The 14,442-nt window shown below is 73.9% G+C and carries 13 protein-coding genes; 5 read left to right on the top strand and 8 right to left on the bottom strand.

Features of this window, described 5'->3' with window-relative positions:
• Position 1: 1 nt before the first annotated feature.
• From KM842_RS00965 to KM842_RS00950, 4 genes are all read left to right on the top strand, one after another.
• Positions 2-1,441 (top strand): glycosyltransferase family 87 protein, encoded by a 1,440-nt coding sequence (locus KM842_RS00965; RefSeq protein ID WP_216260107.1) that lies wholly within the window; start codon positions 2-4, stop codon positions 1,439-1,441.
• A 51-nt stretch (positions 1,442-1,492) separates the two neighbouring features.
• A complete protein-coding gene (locus KM842_RS00960; RefSeq protein ID WP_216260104.1) occupies positions 1,493-3,271 on the top strand; it encodes a GH25 family lysozyme in 1,779 nt (592 codons plus the stop codon).
• A gap of 66 nt (positions 3,272-3,337) precedes the next feature.
• Positions 3,338-4,474, top strand: a complete 1,137-nt coding sequence (gene moaA / locus KM842_RS00955; RefSeq protein ID WP_253206184.1) for a GTP 3',8-cyclase MoaA — start codon at positions 3,338-3,340, stop codon at positions 4,472-4,474.
• A 4-nt stretch (positions 4,475-4,478) separates the two neighbouring features.
• Positions 4,479-4,718 carry a MoaD/ThiS family protein gene (locus KM842_RS00950; RefSeq protein ID WP_253206183.1) on the top strand — a complete coding sequence of 80 codons (240 nt, stop codon included), beginning with the start codon at positions 4,479-4,481 and terminating at the stop codon, positions 4,716-4,718.
• A gap of 227 nt (positions 4,719-4,945) precedes the next feature.
• On the opposite strand, the gene KM842_RS00945 is transcribed toward KM842_RS00950, so the two are convergent.
• The 5 genes from KM842_RS00945 to KM842_RS00925 all read right to left on the bottom strand — a co-directional run bounded on the left by KM842_RS00945 (position 4,946) and on the right by KM842_RS00925 (position 9,309).
• Positions 4,946-6,094, bottom strand: a complete 1,149-nt coding sequence (locus tag KM842_RS00945; protein ID WP_253206182.1) for an ATP-binding cassette domain-containing protein — start codon at positions 6,092-6,094, stop codon at positions 4,946-4,948.
• Positions 6,091-6,849: an ABC transporter permease gene (locus KM842_RS00940; protein WP_216261936.1), complete on the bottom strand. Its 759-nt coding sequence runs from the start codon at positions 6,847-6,849 to the stop codon at positions 6,091-6,093. The genes KM842_RS00945 and KM842_RS00940 overlap by 4 nt, the downstream gene beginning before the upstream one ends.
• A gap of 97 nt (positions 6,850-6,946) precedes the next feature.
• Positions 6,947-7,759 carry a molybdate ABC transporter substrate-binding protein gene (gene modA / locus KM842_RS00935; RefSeq protein WP_253206181.1) on the bottom strand — a complete coding sequence of 271 codons (813 nt, stop codon included), beginning with the start codon at positions 7,757-7,759 and terminating at the stop codon, positions 6,947-6,949.
• A 60-nt stretch (positions 7,760-7,819) separates the two neighbouring features.
• On the bottom strand, positions 7,820-8,902 hold the full coding sequence (locus KM842_RS00930; RefSeq protein ID WP_216260102.1) for a ThiF family adenylyltransferase: 1,083 nt from the start codon (positions 8,900-8,902) through the stop codon (positions 7,820-7,822).
• Positions 8,899-9,309, bottom strand: a complete 411-nt coding sequence (locus KM842_RS00925; protein ID WP_216260100.1) for a TOBE domain-containing protein — start codon at positions 9,307-9,309, stop codon at positions 8,899-8,901. Before KM842_RS00925 ends, KM842_RS00930 begins: the two co-directional genes overlap by 4 nt.
• Positions 9,310-9,417: 108 nt before the next feature.
• Between KM842_RS00925 and KM842_RS00920 the strand changes: the two genes are divergently transcribed.
• The gene (locus KM842_RS00920; protein ID WP_216260083.1) at positions 9,418-11,070 is read left to right on the top strand and encodes a glycosyltransferase family 39 protein; all 1,653 of its coding nucleotides are present in this window, start codon (positions 9,418-9,420) and stop codon (positions 11,068-11,070) included.
• 13 nt (positions 11,071-11,083) lie between these two features.
• Here KM842_RS00920 and KM842_RS00915 read toward each other — a convergent pair whose 3' ends face one another.
• Genes KM842_RS00915 through KM842_RS00905 form a run of 3 tightly spaced genes read right to left on the bottom strand, consistent with a single transcriptional unit; the run spans position 11,084 to position 14,400 of the window.
• Positions 11,084-12,016, bottom strand: coding sequence for a 4-(cytidine 5'-diphospho)-2-C-methyl-D-erythritol kinase (locus tag KM842_RS00915; RefSeq protein WP_216260082.1), 933 nt, complete (start codon positions 12,014-12,016; stop codon positions 11,084-11,086).
• 39 nt (positions 12,017-12,055) lie between these two features.
• Complete coding sequence (locus tag KM842_RS00910; protein ID WP_216260081.1) at positions 12,056-13,354, bottom strand: O-acetylhomoserine aminocarboxypropyltransferase/cysteine synthase family protein; 1,299 nt, start codon at positions 13,352-13,354, stop codon at positions 12,056-12,058.
• A complete protein-coding gene (locus tag KM842_RS00905) occupies positions 13,354-14,400 on the bottom strand; it encodes an LLM class flavin-dependent oxidoreductase (protein WP_216260080.1) in 1,047 nt (348 codons plus the stop codon). Before KM842_RS00905 ends, KM842_RS00910 begins: the two co-directional genes overlap by 1 nt.
• Between the last annotated feature and the right edge of the window lie 42 nt (positions 14,401-14,442).

Here is a 14,442-nt window from a genome sequence, read left to right as displayed (position 1 = left end):
CATGAGCGAACGACTGCGTCCCGGCCGCCTGCTCCCGACGGTCCTCGCCGTGGCGGGCGTGCTCGTGCTCGCCGTCGTCATCGCGGTGGGTGTCACGCATCTGGGCTTCCTCCGGGAGGGTCATCGCTCTCCATTCGTCACGTGGACGCTCATCGCTTGGACCGTCTTCGCGGGCTCGGTGCTCGCGCTCAGGTTCGTTCCGCCGCACCTCGTGACGCGGATCGTGCTCGGGGGTGCGGTCGTCGTGGGGATCGCGGCCCTCGTCGGCCCGCCGAACACGAGCACCGACTCCGCACGCTACGCCTGGGACGGCATCGTGCAGCACGCCGGTGTCTCGCCGTACGCGCACACGCCGCAGTCGACCGCGATCGCCGACCTCCGCCCGGACTGGTTGTTCCCCGACAAGGTCGACGGCACGTGCAAGCCGCTCGAGCCCCGCTACCGCGGTCTGGGCGACGGCGCGGCCGGGCACTGCACCGCGCTGAACCGTCCTGACGTCCCGACGATCTACCCGCCGATGGCCGAGCTGTGGTTCGCACTGGTCCGTGCGTTCGTGCCGGCCACCGCCCAGTACATGCCGTTCCAGGTCGCCGGCCTGCTCGTCTCGCTCGGCGTCACCGTCGGGCTGCTCGTCGTGCTCCGCCGCCTCGGCCGGCCGACGTGGTGGGCCGCGCTGTGGGCCTGGTCGCCGCTCGTCGCCGCCGAGGCCGTCACGAACTCGCACGTCGACGTCGTCGGGGCCGCCCTCGCGACCGCCGGCGCGGTGCTCGTGGCGTTCGGCCGGCCGATCTGGGGCGGCATCGCGCTCGGGGCCGCCACCGCGACGAAGCTCATCCCCGCGATCGTCTACCCGGCGCTCCTCGGTCGCTGGCGGAACTGGTGGGCGATCCCCGTCGGCATCGTCGTGTTCGGGCTGCTCTACGTCCCGTACGTGCTCTCGACCGGGCCGAAGGTGCTCGGGTACCTGCCGGGATACCTGTCCGAGGAGGGCTACGAGGACGGATCCCGGTTCGCCCTCGTCGCGAAGGTGGTCCCCGGCGACGCTGCCACGATCGTCGTGGGGCTCGTCGTCCTCGTCGCGGCGGTGCTGGCGTGGCGCCTGTCCGACCCGGCGAACCCCTGGTCCGGCCAGGTGTTCATGATCGGCGTGACCTTCCTCGCGGTGACCCCGCGGTACCCCTGGTACGCCCTGCTGCTCATCCCCTTCGTGGTGCTGTCCGGCCGGTGGGAGTGGCTGGCCCTGACGCTCGCGATCGCCCTGCGCGGTGTGTGGCCCTCGGTCGTTGCCTACCGGTGGTGGCTGCTCGCCGCGATCGCCGTCGTGCTCGTCGTGACGCTCGTCCGCACCCGCCGCTCGGACTGGCTGCGCTTGCGCGACCGCCTGCTCGGCCGGAGCACGACCCCCACACGCGGGCTCCCGCAGCGGCACGAAGTGACCTAGGCTCATCGGACCGTACGCGGCGTGGGGACGCCGTCGATCCCAGGGAGATCCGTGCAGCCGAAGCACCCTCGTGGTGCCGTCTTCGTCGTGGCGTGCCTCACCAGCACACTCATCGCCTCGACGTTGACCGCAACCGCAGCAACCGCAGCAACCAGCACCGTCGCCGGCACCTCGAGTGCCACCGCGGCGCCGACACCGACGCCGGAACCGACCGGCACCGCGTCACCCACCCCGACGCCGACCACCGCCCCGACGCCGGCCGCACCCGCTGCTCCGGCACCGCGGTCGGACACCACCGCCGAGGAGGAGCCCGCCGCCGAGGACACCACGTCCACGCCGGATGACCCCTCGCTCGCCGAGATGAACGCCGCCGGCGACCACGCCATGGGGTCGACCGTCCCGGTGCCCGCCGCCGACCGAGGACTCCGGACGCAGCTGCGCTCGGCGAACTCATCGGCCGTGCCCGGCACCGACGGGCTCGACATCAGCGCGTGGCAGCCGAACAGCAGCATCAACTGGCCGTCCGTCTACAGCAAGGGCGCCCGCTTCGTCTACATCAAGGCGAGCGAGTCGACCACGTACACGAGCAGCCAGTTCACCGCGCAGTGGAACAGTGCGACGGCGAACAACCTGATCCGCGGGGCGTACCACTTCGCCCTGCCGAACAAGTCGACCGGCGCGACGCAGGCGAACTACTTCGGCGCCCGTGGCGGCGGCTGGAGCACCGACGGCCGCACCCTGCCGCCGCTGCTCGACATCGAGTACAACCCGTACTCGGGCTCCGACGGGACGAACTCCTGCTACGGCCTGAGCCAGGCGCAGATGGTCGCCTGGATCCGTGACTTCTCGAACACGATGAAGGCCCGGACCGGCGTGCTGCCCGCGATCTACACCACGACCGACTGGTGGCGGACCTGCACGGGCAACAGCGCCGCCTTCGCCGCGAACGCGCTGTTCATCGCCCGCTACCCGACCAACCTGGCCTCCGGGGCGGGCACGCTCCCGGCGAGCTGGACGAAGTACACGATGTGGCAGTACGCCTCGTCGGGCACCTTCCCCGGCGACCAGGACGTGTTCAACGGCTCGCTCGCGCAGCTGCAGGCCTTCGCCCGCGGCAGCAACGCGGGCGGGACCGGGAGCAACGCCGGCAAGCCCCTGCCGGCGATCCGGACCAAGCTCGTCACGAACGACGTGCTGTCCGCCGGGCAGGGCATCGTCAGCGGCAACGACCAGTACACGGTCAAGCTCCAGGCCGACGGGCAGTTCGTCACGACCGGCAACGGCCGCGCGATCTGGTCGTCGGGCAAGACCTCGCCGGGCGCCCGCGTGACGTTCGTGAACGGCGACCTCGCCGTCAAGTCGCCGCAGGACAAGTACCTGTGGCACACGAAGACGAACAACAGCGGTGCCGACAACGTCGTGATCACGAGCAGCGGTGACCTGCAGGTCCGCCGCGGCTCGAAGGTCATCTGGCGGAACGGCCGACCGGCCTCGGACTCGCTCGCCCCGGTGGCGCGGATGTACCCGGGCCAGTGGATCGTCTCGCGGGACGCGAAGACCAAGCTGCTGCTCCGCTCGGACGGCAACCTCGTCCTCACGCGCGGCAGCCGCACCACCTGGACGTCGGGGACCGCCGGCAACCGCGGTGCGCACGCCACGCTGCAGGCGGGTGGCGACTTCGTGCTCTTCAACGCGGCGGGCCGCACCATCTGGCACTCCGGCACCGCGGGCAAGAAGACGCGGAAGCTCGCCGTGCAGGACAACGGCGACCTCGTCATGACGAACACCGACCGGAAGCAGACCTGGCACACGAACACCGCCGGCAAGTGACACCGGAAGACCAGCAGGGGCTGCGTCCGCTTCGCGGGCGCAGCCCCTGCGCCGTATCCTGAGCCAATGCCGGCCCAGATGCTCCCCTCCACGGGTCTGATGAGCCGCGTCCACCCCGAGGGTCCCGGCGATCAGCCCGACCTCGGTACCCGCGCCGCCTCGGCGACACGGCCCGTGCTCCCGCCCCGCCCGGACGGCGACCCCGGACTCGTCGACCGCTTCGGTCGTCGCGCCGTCGACCTACGGGTCTCACTGACCGAGCGCTGCAACCTCCGCTGCACCTACTGCATGCCGGCCGAGGGGCTGCCCTTCGCGCCCGACGCCGCGCTCATGTCGGCGGACGAGATCGCCCGACTGGTCGGCCTCGGCGCGCGGGAGCTCGGCATCCGCAAGGTCCGCTTCACCGGCGGTGAACCGCTGCTCCGCAAGGACCTGGTCGACGTCGTCGCCCGGAGCGCGGCCGCCCACCCCGACCTCGAACTCTCCCTGACCACGAACGCGATCGGGCTCGCGTCGCGCGCCGCCGCCCTGCGCGCAGCCGGGCTGCACCGGCTCAACGTGTCGCTCGACACCGTCGACCCGGACGTCTTCGCCGAGGTCACCCGCCGCCCGTTCCTCGACCGGGTGCTCGAGGGCATCGCCGCCGCGGCCGACGCCGGCCTCGGGGTGAAGATCAACGCGGTGCTGCTCCGCGGCGTGAACGACCACCTGGCCGCCGACCTGCTGGCCTGGTGCCTCGAGCGCGGGCACGAGCTGCGCTTCATCGAGCAGATGCCGCTCGACCCCGGGCACGCCTGGAACGCCACGACGATGATCACCGCCGCCCAGATCCGCGACCTGCTCGCCGCTGACTACTCCCTGACCCCGGACGAGGCCCCGCGCAACGGCGCCCCCGCCGAGCGGTACCGGGTGCGGTCCCGGGCGACCGGCGCCGACCTCGGCACCGTCGGGGTCATCGCGAGCATCACCGAGTCGTTCTGCGGTGACTGCACGCGCACCCGGCTCACCGCCGACGGCCACGTCCGCAGCTGCCTGTTCTCGGACGACGAGACCGACCTGCTCGGCGCCCTGCGTGCCGGCGCCGACGACCAGGCCGTCCTCGACCGGTGGCGCCGGGCGATGTGGGCGAAGCCGCGCGACCACGGCGACGACACCGACGGACTCGTGCACCCCACCCGTGGCATGAGCGCGATCGGAGGATGAGGACGTGACCACCCTGCGCTTCTTCGCCGCCGCCCGGGCCGCCGTCGGGCTCGACGAGACGACCGTCACCGCGGACACGCTCGACGCCGCCCTCCGGCAGGTGGCCGCCGTCGACCTCGACCGCTGGACAGCGCTGCAGGAGCGGTGCTCGTACCTGGTCGACGGGGTCACCACTCGTGACCGCACCACCCCGCTCGCAGGCGTCGCGCTCGTCGACGTCATGCCGCCCTTCGCCGGCGGCTGACGGACGCTCGCGGCGCCGAGGGTGTCCTGGCCGGCTGGCCGGCTGGCCGGCTGGCCGATTGGCCGGGTCGGGCCGACTGCCGTCGGTGACCGCGACGGGAGGTTGGTCGGGAAGCTGCACCGAGCCTCCTCGCGGTCGTGCTCGACCACGTGGCCGCGCCGGTCGCGGCCGAGGAGAACCGGCGAACGGACCGATCGCCGTTCCGTCACCGGGCACCCCTCGACGGGCTACGTCCCGGTGACGAGGAAGTCGGCTGCGCCTCCTCGGCCAGCGGGCCCCGTGGCACGCTCCCAGACGCTGAGCTCGGCCGCCGGCACGTGCACGCGGACGGCCTGCCCGGGCGCTGCCGCCAGACGGGCGACCGCCGCGAGCGTCAGGTCGGCCGTCAGCTCCCCCGCGCGCACCCGCACGAGCCCGTCCCGCGGCTCGAGGGCGGTGACGGTCCGGAGCACGGCGGGCGCGTCGGCCCCGCCGGGCGACGCACCGGCAGCGCTGACGACCGCCGCCGTCGGGTGGTACGTGGCCGACACCGGCCGGCCGGGAGGCACACCGTGCGCCGCCGACACCAGCTCGCCCCCGCCCGTGGCCGGGTCGAGCGCGAGCCCGCGCGCCGTGGCGACACCGTGCAGCACGACGAGGCCGGAGAACGCCGCCGCGAAGGCACTGTGGGGACGGGCGAGCACCGCGGACGTCGGCCCCTGCTCGACCACGCGCCCGCACTCGAGGACGACCACGCGGTCGGCGAGGGCCATCACCTCGACGGGGTCGTGCGAGACGAGGATGCTCGGTCGACCGGCGACCGCGGCACGGAGGGCGTCGCGGACCTCCTGCTGCGCGCTGACGTCGAGCGCCGCGGTCGGCTCGTCGAGGAGCACGACGGACGGGTCGGCCGCCAGTGCCCGGGCGATCGCGATGCGCTGCGCCTGTCCGCCCGACAGGGTCCCGGGCGCCCGGTCCGCCAACGCGGCCGCCCCGACGGCGGCCAGTGCCCGGCGGGCCGTCAGTCGGGCCTCCCGTCCGGAGCTGCCGGCCGCGCGCGGGCCGAAGGCGACGTTCGCCAGCACGCCGAGGTGCGGGAAGAGGTCGGGCCGCTGTGCCACCAGGCCGGTGCGGCGGCGGTGCGCGGGGACACGCCGACCGGGGCCGGCGAGGACGCGGCCGGCGGACCGGACCTCGCCGTCGTCGAGCGGCAGCAGGCCGGCGACCGCGTCGACGACCGTCGACTTGCCGGCGCCGTTCGGGCCGATCAGGGCCACGCACTCGGTCGGGCCGACGATGAGGGCGACGTCGACGTCACGGTCGTGGCGGACCACGTGGACGACGAGCCCGGCTCCGTCGTCTCCGGGGGTCGTGTCGGCGTCGTCGGGCCCGGTCACGGCGTCACCGGCCGGGTCCGGGCTGAGGCGAGCCCGATGACGAGCACCGCCACGACGACGAGCACGAGGGCGAGCGCCACGGCGGTGTCCGGGTCGACCTCGCGCTGCAGGTACACCTCGAGCGGGAGGGTCCGGGTCACGCCCTGCAGACTGCCCGCGAAGGTGAGCGTGGCCCCGAACTCGCCGAGGGCCCGGGCACCGCAGAGCACCAGGCCGGACAGGATGCCCGGCAGCACCCGCGGGGTCGTGACGGTGAGGAAGGTGCGGGTCGGACCCGCACCGAGGGTCGCCGCGACCCGCTCGTACCGGTCGCCCTCGACGCGGAGGGCCCCCTCGACCGCGGAGACCAGGAACGGCATCGCGACGAAGGTCTGCGCGACGACGACGGCCGTCGTGGTGAACGCGATGCGCAGCCCGTGCTCGTCGAGGAACGCCCCGAGGACCCCGAGCCGCCCGAACGCCGCGAGGAGCGCGAGCCCGCCGACCACCGGCGGCAGCACGAGGGGCAGCAGCACGACCGCCCGTGCGACGCCGACCCACCGCGACCGGGAGCGTGCGAAGAGCACGGCCAGCGGGTAGCCGAGCACCAAGGACAGCCCGGTCGCCGCCGCCGCGGTGCCGAGGCTGAGGCCCAGGGCAGTGAGGGACGCGGGCGAGGTCACGAGCGCGACGAAGGACCCCCAGTGCACGCGGCCGACCATCGCCAGGACCGGCACGACGACGAACAGGCCACCGAGCACGGCCGGGACCGGCAACCACCACGGGACGGGCGCCCGGCGGACGGCGCCGTGTGGGGCCGCGCGACGACGGGCGGCGGGTCCGGCACCCGGAGCGGCGGGGTCGGCCACCACGTCAGGGCTTCCCGAAGCCGGCGGCCGCGAGCACCCGTTGCCCGTCGGACGACCGGACGTAGGCGGCGAAGGCACGGGCGCCGTCGGGGTTCGACGAATCCCGCAGCACGCTGATCGGGTACGTGTTCACGACGTCGTCGGCAGCGGCGAACGACACGCCGTCCACCGCGTCCCCGGCGCCCTGCACGTCGGTGCGGTACACGATGCCGGCGTCGGCCTGGCCGGCGGTCACCTTGCCCAGGACGTCGGTCACGGACTGCTCCTCGCTCACCGGCCGCAGGTGCACACCGCTCGCCCGCTCCACCGCGACCGTCGCGGCACCGCAGGGCACCGGCGCGGCACAGGTCACGAGCTGCACGTCCGACGCGGTCAGGTCCCGCAGGTCGCGGACGCGGTGCGGGTTCCCCGGCGCGACCGCGATCTCGAGCGTGTTCGTCGCGAAGTCCCGCGGTGACCCGGCCGCGAGCAGGTCGGCGCCGAGCTCCGCGGTGGTGGCCCGGTCGGCCGAGGCCACGACGTCGGCGGGGGCGCCGTTCCGGATCTGCGAGACGAGGTCGCTCGACCCGGCGAACGAGAAGCGCACGGTCGTGCCGGGGTGCGCCCGCTCGAAGTCCCGCCCGATCGTCGTGAAGGTCCGCTGCAACGAGGCCGCGGCGAACACCGTCACGGTGCCGGTCGGCGTCCCCGCGGCCGTCGGTCCGCCGCCGCGTGCGCCGTCGGCGGCCCCGCTCGCGCACCCGGCCAGGGCGAGGACCCCCAGCACGCCACCGGCGAGCGCCACGGCACCGCGACCTCGAGCTCGTCCCTGCGCCACGTCCGCCTCCGTCCGACCGCACCTGCGGCATTCCGGAGCAATGGTAGCCGCAGCAGCGGATCAGGGGTCGACGAGCGGCAAGCCTTCCCGGCGCCAGGCGTCGACGCCGCCGTCGAGGACCGTCACGGGCCTCCCGGCGGTCCGCGCCCACGCGTCGGCGCGCGGCCCGCGCGCGCAGGTGACCACGACGGCGGTCCCGTCGGGCAGGTCCCCGGGGTGCACGGAGCCGCCGATCACGCCCGTCGCCCACTCCTCGGGGGTGCGCACGTCGACGAGCGTCACCGGGTCGGCCGGGTCGGCGAGCCGGGCGGCGAGCGCCGCCGGGGCGATCCGCGGCACCGCGGCCGCGGCGTCGGCCGGGAGGCCCGTCGGCCGTCGCGACGCCGGCCCGCGTCGGATCGGGCTCTCGGTCCACCGCCAGCGGCGGGCGTCGACCGTGAGGAGGCGGCCGAGCAGCGGTTCGCCGAGCCCGGCCACGAGGGCGGTCACCTGTGCCGCCATCACGGACCCGACCGCGCCGCACAGTGCCGGCAGGACGCCGTCCACGGCGCACGAGCCCTCGTCCGGCAGCACCTCGGGGTGCAGGTCGTGGAAGTCGACGCCGTCGGGACCACGGTCGCGGAAGACCGAGACCTGGCCGTCGTAGGCGAGCACGGTGCCCCAGACGAAGGGGACGCCGAGCGGGGCGCACGCGTCCGAGACCGCCCGGGTGACGTCCACGGCGTCGGCGGCGTCGACCACGACGTCGTGCCCCGCGACGTGCTCGGGCCGGAACCGCCCGACGACCGCCACCACGTCGAGTTCCGGGTCGACCGCACGGGCACGGGCCGCGGCGACCTCGGCCTTGGCGCTGCCGACGTCGGCGGCGGTGAAGAGCGTCTGCCGGGCGAGGTTCGAGCCGTCCACGACGTCGTCGTCCACGATGGTGAGCCGCCCGAGTCCGCTGCCCGCCAGGTACGCGACGACCGGGGCGCCCAGGCCGCCGGCACCCACCACGAGCACGCGGGCCCGTCCGAGCCGCTCGAGCAGGTCGGGTCCGGCGTCGGCGAGCGCCGCGGTCCGTGACCCGAGCCGGCGGCGGGTGGGGCTCGGTGGTCGGGTCGTCGTGTCGCCCGTGCCCGTCGGCTCGGCGTCGGACGTCACGCGTCCGTCTCCGGGCCCGGGGTCTCCACCGTCACCATGGTCGCCTTCACCGACGCGACGGCCACCGACCCGACCTCCAGGCCCAGGTCGCGCACGGCCTCCGCGCTCATCAGGGACACGACGCGGTGCGGTCCGCACTGCAGCTCGACCTGCGCCATCACGGTGTCGACGACGAGCCCCGTGACGATGCCGACGAACCGGTTGCGTGCGGAGCTCCGGACACCGGAGGGGTCGGCGAGCTGGTCGCCGCGCGTCGAGGCGTACTCGGCGAGCTCGCGGCCGTCGACGACCGCCCGACCGGTGGGGTCCGTGCCCCGGCTGAAGGTGCCGCCCTCGACCAGCCGACGGACGGTGTCGTCGCTCACGCCGAGGTACGTCGCGGCGTCACGGATGCGGAGCTGCGTCATGACGACGACCCTAACCGTGGAGCAGCCACCCACGGCTTGTGGACACTCTCCGGCTGGGACCCCCGCGCGTCGGGTTCCCGCCCAGCGGCGCTCGGTACCGTGCAGGACGTGAGTTCCCCCCGTACCGGCAGCATCGGCGTCCCGCACACGGTCCGGCAGCTGCCGGTCCGTGCCGGCGTCCGCGGTGCCGTGCGGACCGCGGTGTCCGCCGCCGTCCGCACCCCGGAGCTCACCGTCGGCGCCCTCGGCGTCATCGTGGCCGCGGCCTTCTCGTGGGTGCCGTCCCTCTGGTACGACGAGGCCGCGACCGTCACCAGTGCGCAGCGGTCCTGGGGCCAGCTATGGACCGAGCTGCACACGGTCGACGCCGTGCACGGGCTCTACTACGCGCTGGTGCACGCCTGGTTCTGGCTCGTCGGCTACACCCCCTTCACGCTGCGCCTGCCGAGCGCCCTGGCCGTCGGGGTCGCCGCGGGCCTGGTCGTCGCCCTCGGTCGGCGCATCGGCGGACGGCGGCTCGGCATCACCGCGGGCATCGTGTTCCTGCTCCTCCCCCGCGTGCAGTGGGCGGGGACCGAGGGCCGTCCCTACGCCACGATCACGACCCTCTCGGTCTGCCTCACCCTGGTCGGCCTGACCGCGGTGCGCCGGACCCGGTCGGGCGGCGCCGTCCGGTGGTGGGTCGCCTACGGCCTGCTCGCCGTCGTCGCGGTGGGGTTCAACGTCTACCTGGCCCTCGCGGTCGTCGCGCACGCCGTCGCTCTCGTCTGGACGCTCGTCGCCGAACGGCACGCCCTACGCAGCGCGACCGTGTTCCGCAGCGGTCGTCTGCCCGGTCAGCCGCTCGTCACCCGTCGGGTGCTCGTCCGCTGGGCGATCGCCGCCGGTACCGCGGCGGTGGTCCTCGCCCCCTTCGTGCTGGTCGTGGCCTCGCAGGCGAAGCAGGTCGGCTGGATCAAGGACATCAGCCGCGACACCTTCGGGCAGGTCTACGCGACCGCCTGGTTCGGCGCCTCCGACCCGTACGCCACGCTCATGTGGACGCTCATGGTCGTCGGCACCGTCGTCGCCCTCGTGCAGGTGCACGGCAGGGTGCCGTCGGCCCGCGCACTCTTCCGGGCGCAGGCCGTCCGCCTGGCGCTGCCGCTCGTCGTCGTGCCGACCGGCGTGCTCCTCGTCGCCACCGCACTCGGTGAGCGCCTGTACTCCCCCAAGTACGCGACCCTCAGCCTGCCGTTCGTGGCACTCTTGGTCGCCGTCGCCGTCACGGCGGTCCGGCCGCGGGCGTTGCTCGCCGCCGCGGTCGCCGTCCTGGTGGTCCTGTCCGTCCCCACCGCCGTCACCGTGAAGGGGCCCGAGGCCAAGCAGGCGTCGACCTGGGCGCACGCCGCCTCGATCATCAGCGCCGAGCGTGCGGCCCGTCCCGGTGCGAACGAGGGCGTCGTCTTCGGCAGCGTGTACCGGCACCCGACCACGACCGCCGAGATCATCAAGGTGTCCTACCCCGAGGCGTTCTCCGGGCTGACCGACCTCGCCGTCGGCACCGACGGTGCCGACCAGGGCGTGCTCTGGAACACGAACGGCGACCTCGCGACGACGATCCCGGCACGGCTCGGCGACATCGACACCGTCTGGTACGTCGGCGGTACCTCGCGGACGATCCGGCCCGAGGTCAAGGCCGTGCTCGAGGACGAGGGCTTCACCGTCGCGCACAACTGGAAGACCGGCAAGGTCATCATGACGGAGTTCGTCCGCTCCTGACGCGGCCCGCCGGTCAGTGCACGACGCGTGCGCCGTGGACCGGTCCGTGCGCCCGGAGGGCCACCAGACCGGAGGCGCTGAGCGCCACCTGCACCGCGAGCGCGGCGTCGCGGTCGGAGACCAGGAACGCGACGGTCGGTCCGCTGCCGGAGACGAGCCCCGCGAGCGCGCCGGACCGCTCCCCGAGCTCGAGCGTGTCGGCGAGCGCGGGCTGCAGCCGCATGGCCGGGGCCTGCAGGTCGTTGTGCAGGTGCTCGGCGAGCAGCTCGGCGTCCCCGGCGCGGAGGGCCTGCAGCACGTGCGTCTCGACGACCGGGGTGCGGGGTGCCGGGGAGATGTCGGCGCGGTAGCGCTCCCGGTGCTCGTCGAGGGCGCGGTACACGGCGGGCGTCGACAGGCCGGTGTCGCTCAGCGCGAGGACCCAGTGGAACTCGCCCTTCGCCAGCGCCGGGCTGAGTTCGTCGCCCCGCCCCGTGCCGACCGCGGTCCCGCCCGCGAAGGCGAACGGCACGTCGGCCCCGAGCTCGGCGGCCAACCGCAGCAGCTCGTCGCGCCCGAGCCCGGTCCCCCACAGGGTGTCGACGGCCAGGAGCGTGGCGGCGGCGTCGGCGGATCCGCCGCCCATGCCCCCGGCGACGGGGACCTGCTTGTCGATGGTCAGGCGCACGCCGCCGCGGTGGCCCGCGGTCCGGGCGACGAGACGAGCGGCCCGGACGGCCAGGTTCGTGTCGTCGGTCGGGACGGCGGACGTGTCGATCGGACCGGTGAAGCGCACCGAGAAGTCGTCAGCGCGCTCGGCCGTCACGTCCTCGTACAGGGACACCGCCTGGTATGCGGTGGCCACGTCGTGGTAGCCGTCGTCCTGCAGGGCGCCGACCGACAGGTGGACGTTGATCTTGCCCGGCGCGCGCGTCCGCACCCGATCCGGAGCGGGCGTCGACGTCATGCGACCAACCTATCCCCGTCCCGGTCGGGTGCCGGTCGCTCAGGCAGCTGCGGCGAACCCACGGCGCAGGTCGGCGATGACGTCGTCGACGTGCTCGAGTCCGATCGACAGCCGGATCAGGCCCTCGCCGACACCGGCAGCCGCGCGCTCCGACGGGGTCATCTGCACGTGCGTCGTCGACGCCGGGTGCACGACCAGGGAACGGACGTCGCCGATGTTCGACACGTGGTCGAAGAGCTCCAGCGCGGACACGAACCGCCGCCCGGCCTCGACGCCCCCGGCCAGGTCGAACGCGAGGACGCTCGACGGCCCCTTCGGCACGTACCGCTGCTGCAGGTGGCGCCACGGGGAGCTCGGCAGCCCGGCGTAGTGCACGTGCTCGACCTGGTCGTGCGCGTCCAGCCAGGTGGCCACGGCGGCGGCGTTCGACACGTGCCGGTCCATGCGCAGCGACAGCGTCTGGATGCCCTGCAGCACCAGGAAGGCGGTGAACGGCGCGATCGCCGGGCCGAGGTCCGCGGACAGCTTGGACCGGGTGCGCTGGATGAACGCGCGCCGCCCGAACTTCGCGGCGAAGTCGGTGCCGGCGAAGCCCGAGTGCTCCGCGGAGGTCAGCTGCGGGTACTTCTCGGGGTGCGCCGCCCAGTCGAAGGTGCCGGCGTCCACGATCAGTCCGGCGATGGCGCTGCCGTGGCCGGCGAGGTACTTCGTCGCCGAGTGCACGACGATGTCCGCCCCGTGCTCGATCGGCCGGACCAGGTACGGCGTCGCGATCGTGTTGTCGACGATGAGCGGCACGCCGACCTCGTGGGCCACACCGGCCACCCCGGCGAAGTCGAGGACGTCGCCGCGCGGGTTCGGGATCGACTCCCCGAAGAACGCCCGGGTCTCCGGACGGACCGCCGCGGCCCACTCGTCGAGGTCGGTCGGGTCCTGCACGAAGGTGAACGCGATGCCCAGGTCCCGCAGCGTCGACGCGAACAGCGTGTAGGTCGCGCCGTACAGCGACGCACTCGACACGATGTGGTCGCCGGCCCGCGCGAGCCCGAGCACCGCGAGCGACGTCGCCGCCTGGCCGGACGCGAGCGCGAGGGCGGCGACCCCGCCCTCGAGGTCGGCGATGCGGCGTTCGAGCGCGGCGGCGGACGGGTTGTTCACCCGCGAGTACGTGTGCCCGGGGGCGTTGAGCAGGAAGCGGTCGGCGGCGTCCTCCCCCGAGGGGTAGACGAACGCGGCGCTCTGGGCGATGGGCGGCACGTTCGCGCCGAAGCCCGGGTCGGCCCGGAAGCCGGCTCGGATCTGTCGGGTCTCGAACGCCCAGTCGTCCTCGACGGCCATCAGGAGACGACCTCGGCGGGCACCGACGCCCGGACGAGCGGGATGACCTGCTCGCCGAACCGCTCCATCTCCTCGAGCTGCGGCGAGAACTGCAGCAGCAGCGTGTCGACGCCGGCGTCCTCGTACTCGCGGATCCGCGCCGCGACCTGCTCCGGTGTCCCGACGAACTGGGGGCGGAGGCCCCGGTTCGACACCGAGTAGTCCTCCAGGCTCGGGACGTGCTCGAGCTGCGACTTCGAGATGAAGTCCTGGTACGACTCGTACGCCCCGCCGTGTTGCACGTCGGTGATCCGGGCGAGCTCGGCCTGCGCCTCTTCCTCGGTCTCGCGGACGATCGCGTAGGCGGCCATGCCGAACGCCTCGAACGGCGGCAGCCCCGCGTCGTCACGTCGACGGCGCATCTCGGCGATCTTCGTGCGGAGCTCCTCGACGGTGCCACCGTGGGTGACGTACGCGTCGGCGTAGTGCGTGATGCTCGCCTTGCCGGCCTCGCTCTCCCCGCCGGCGTAGATGCGCGGGGTGACGCGCGGCTTCGGCTCGAGGTGCGCGTTCTCGACGTCGTAGTACTCCCCGTGGAAGCTGTACGGTGTCTCGCGCCACAGCCCCTTCATGACCTCGACGAACTCGGCGGTGCGCTTGTACCGGTCGTCGTGCTCCGAGAAGATGCCGCCGTACTGCCTGGCTTCTTCCGCCCACCACGCACTGACGACGTTGAAGGTGAACCGGCCGCCGGAGATGTCGTCGATCGTCGCCGCCTGCTTCGCCGTGACCGCCGGCAGGTGGTACCCGGGACGCATCGCCGCCATGATCTCGAGCCGCTCGGTGGTCGCCGCGATCGCCGCCGCCAGGGCCCACGCCTCGAGACTCGGCGCCGCGACACCCTTGATGTCGTTGAGGTTGAGCTCCGGCACGAGGGTCAGGTCGAAGCCGATCCGCTCGGCGCGCTGCGCCAGGAGCTTCACGTAGTCGAACGTGACCGGCATCTGCTCGTCGTCGACGTTGCGCAGCCAGCCGCCGAAGAGCGGGGTCCAGTATCCGAATCGCACGAAGAGGTTCCTTGGGTGGTGGGGCGGGACGGACGGGAGGCG

It is taken from the genome of Curtobacterium sp. L6-1 (assembly GCF_018885305.1).
Taxonomy (GTDB): Bacteria; Actinomycetota; Actinomycetes; order Actinomycetales; family Microbacteriaceae; genus Curtobacterium; species Curtobacterium aetherium.
This window is presented reverse-complemented; position numbering and strand designations above follow the sequence as displayed.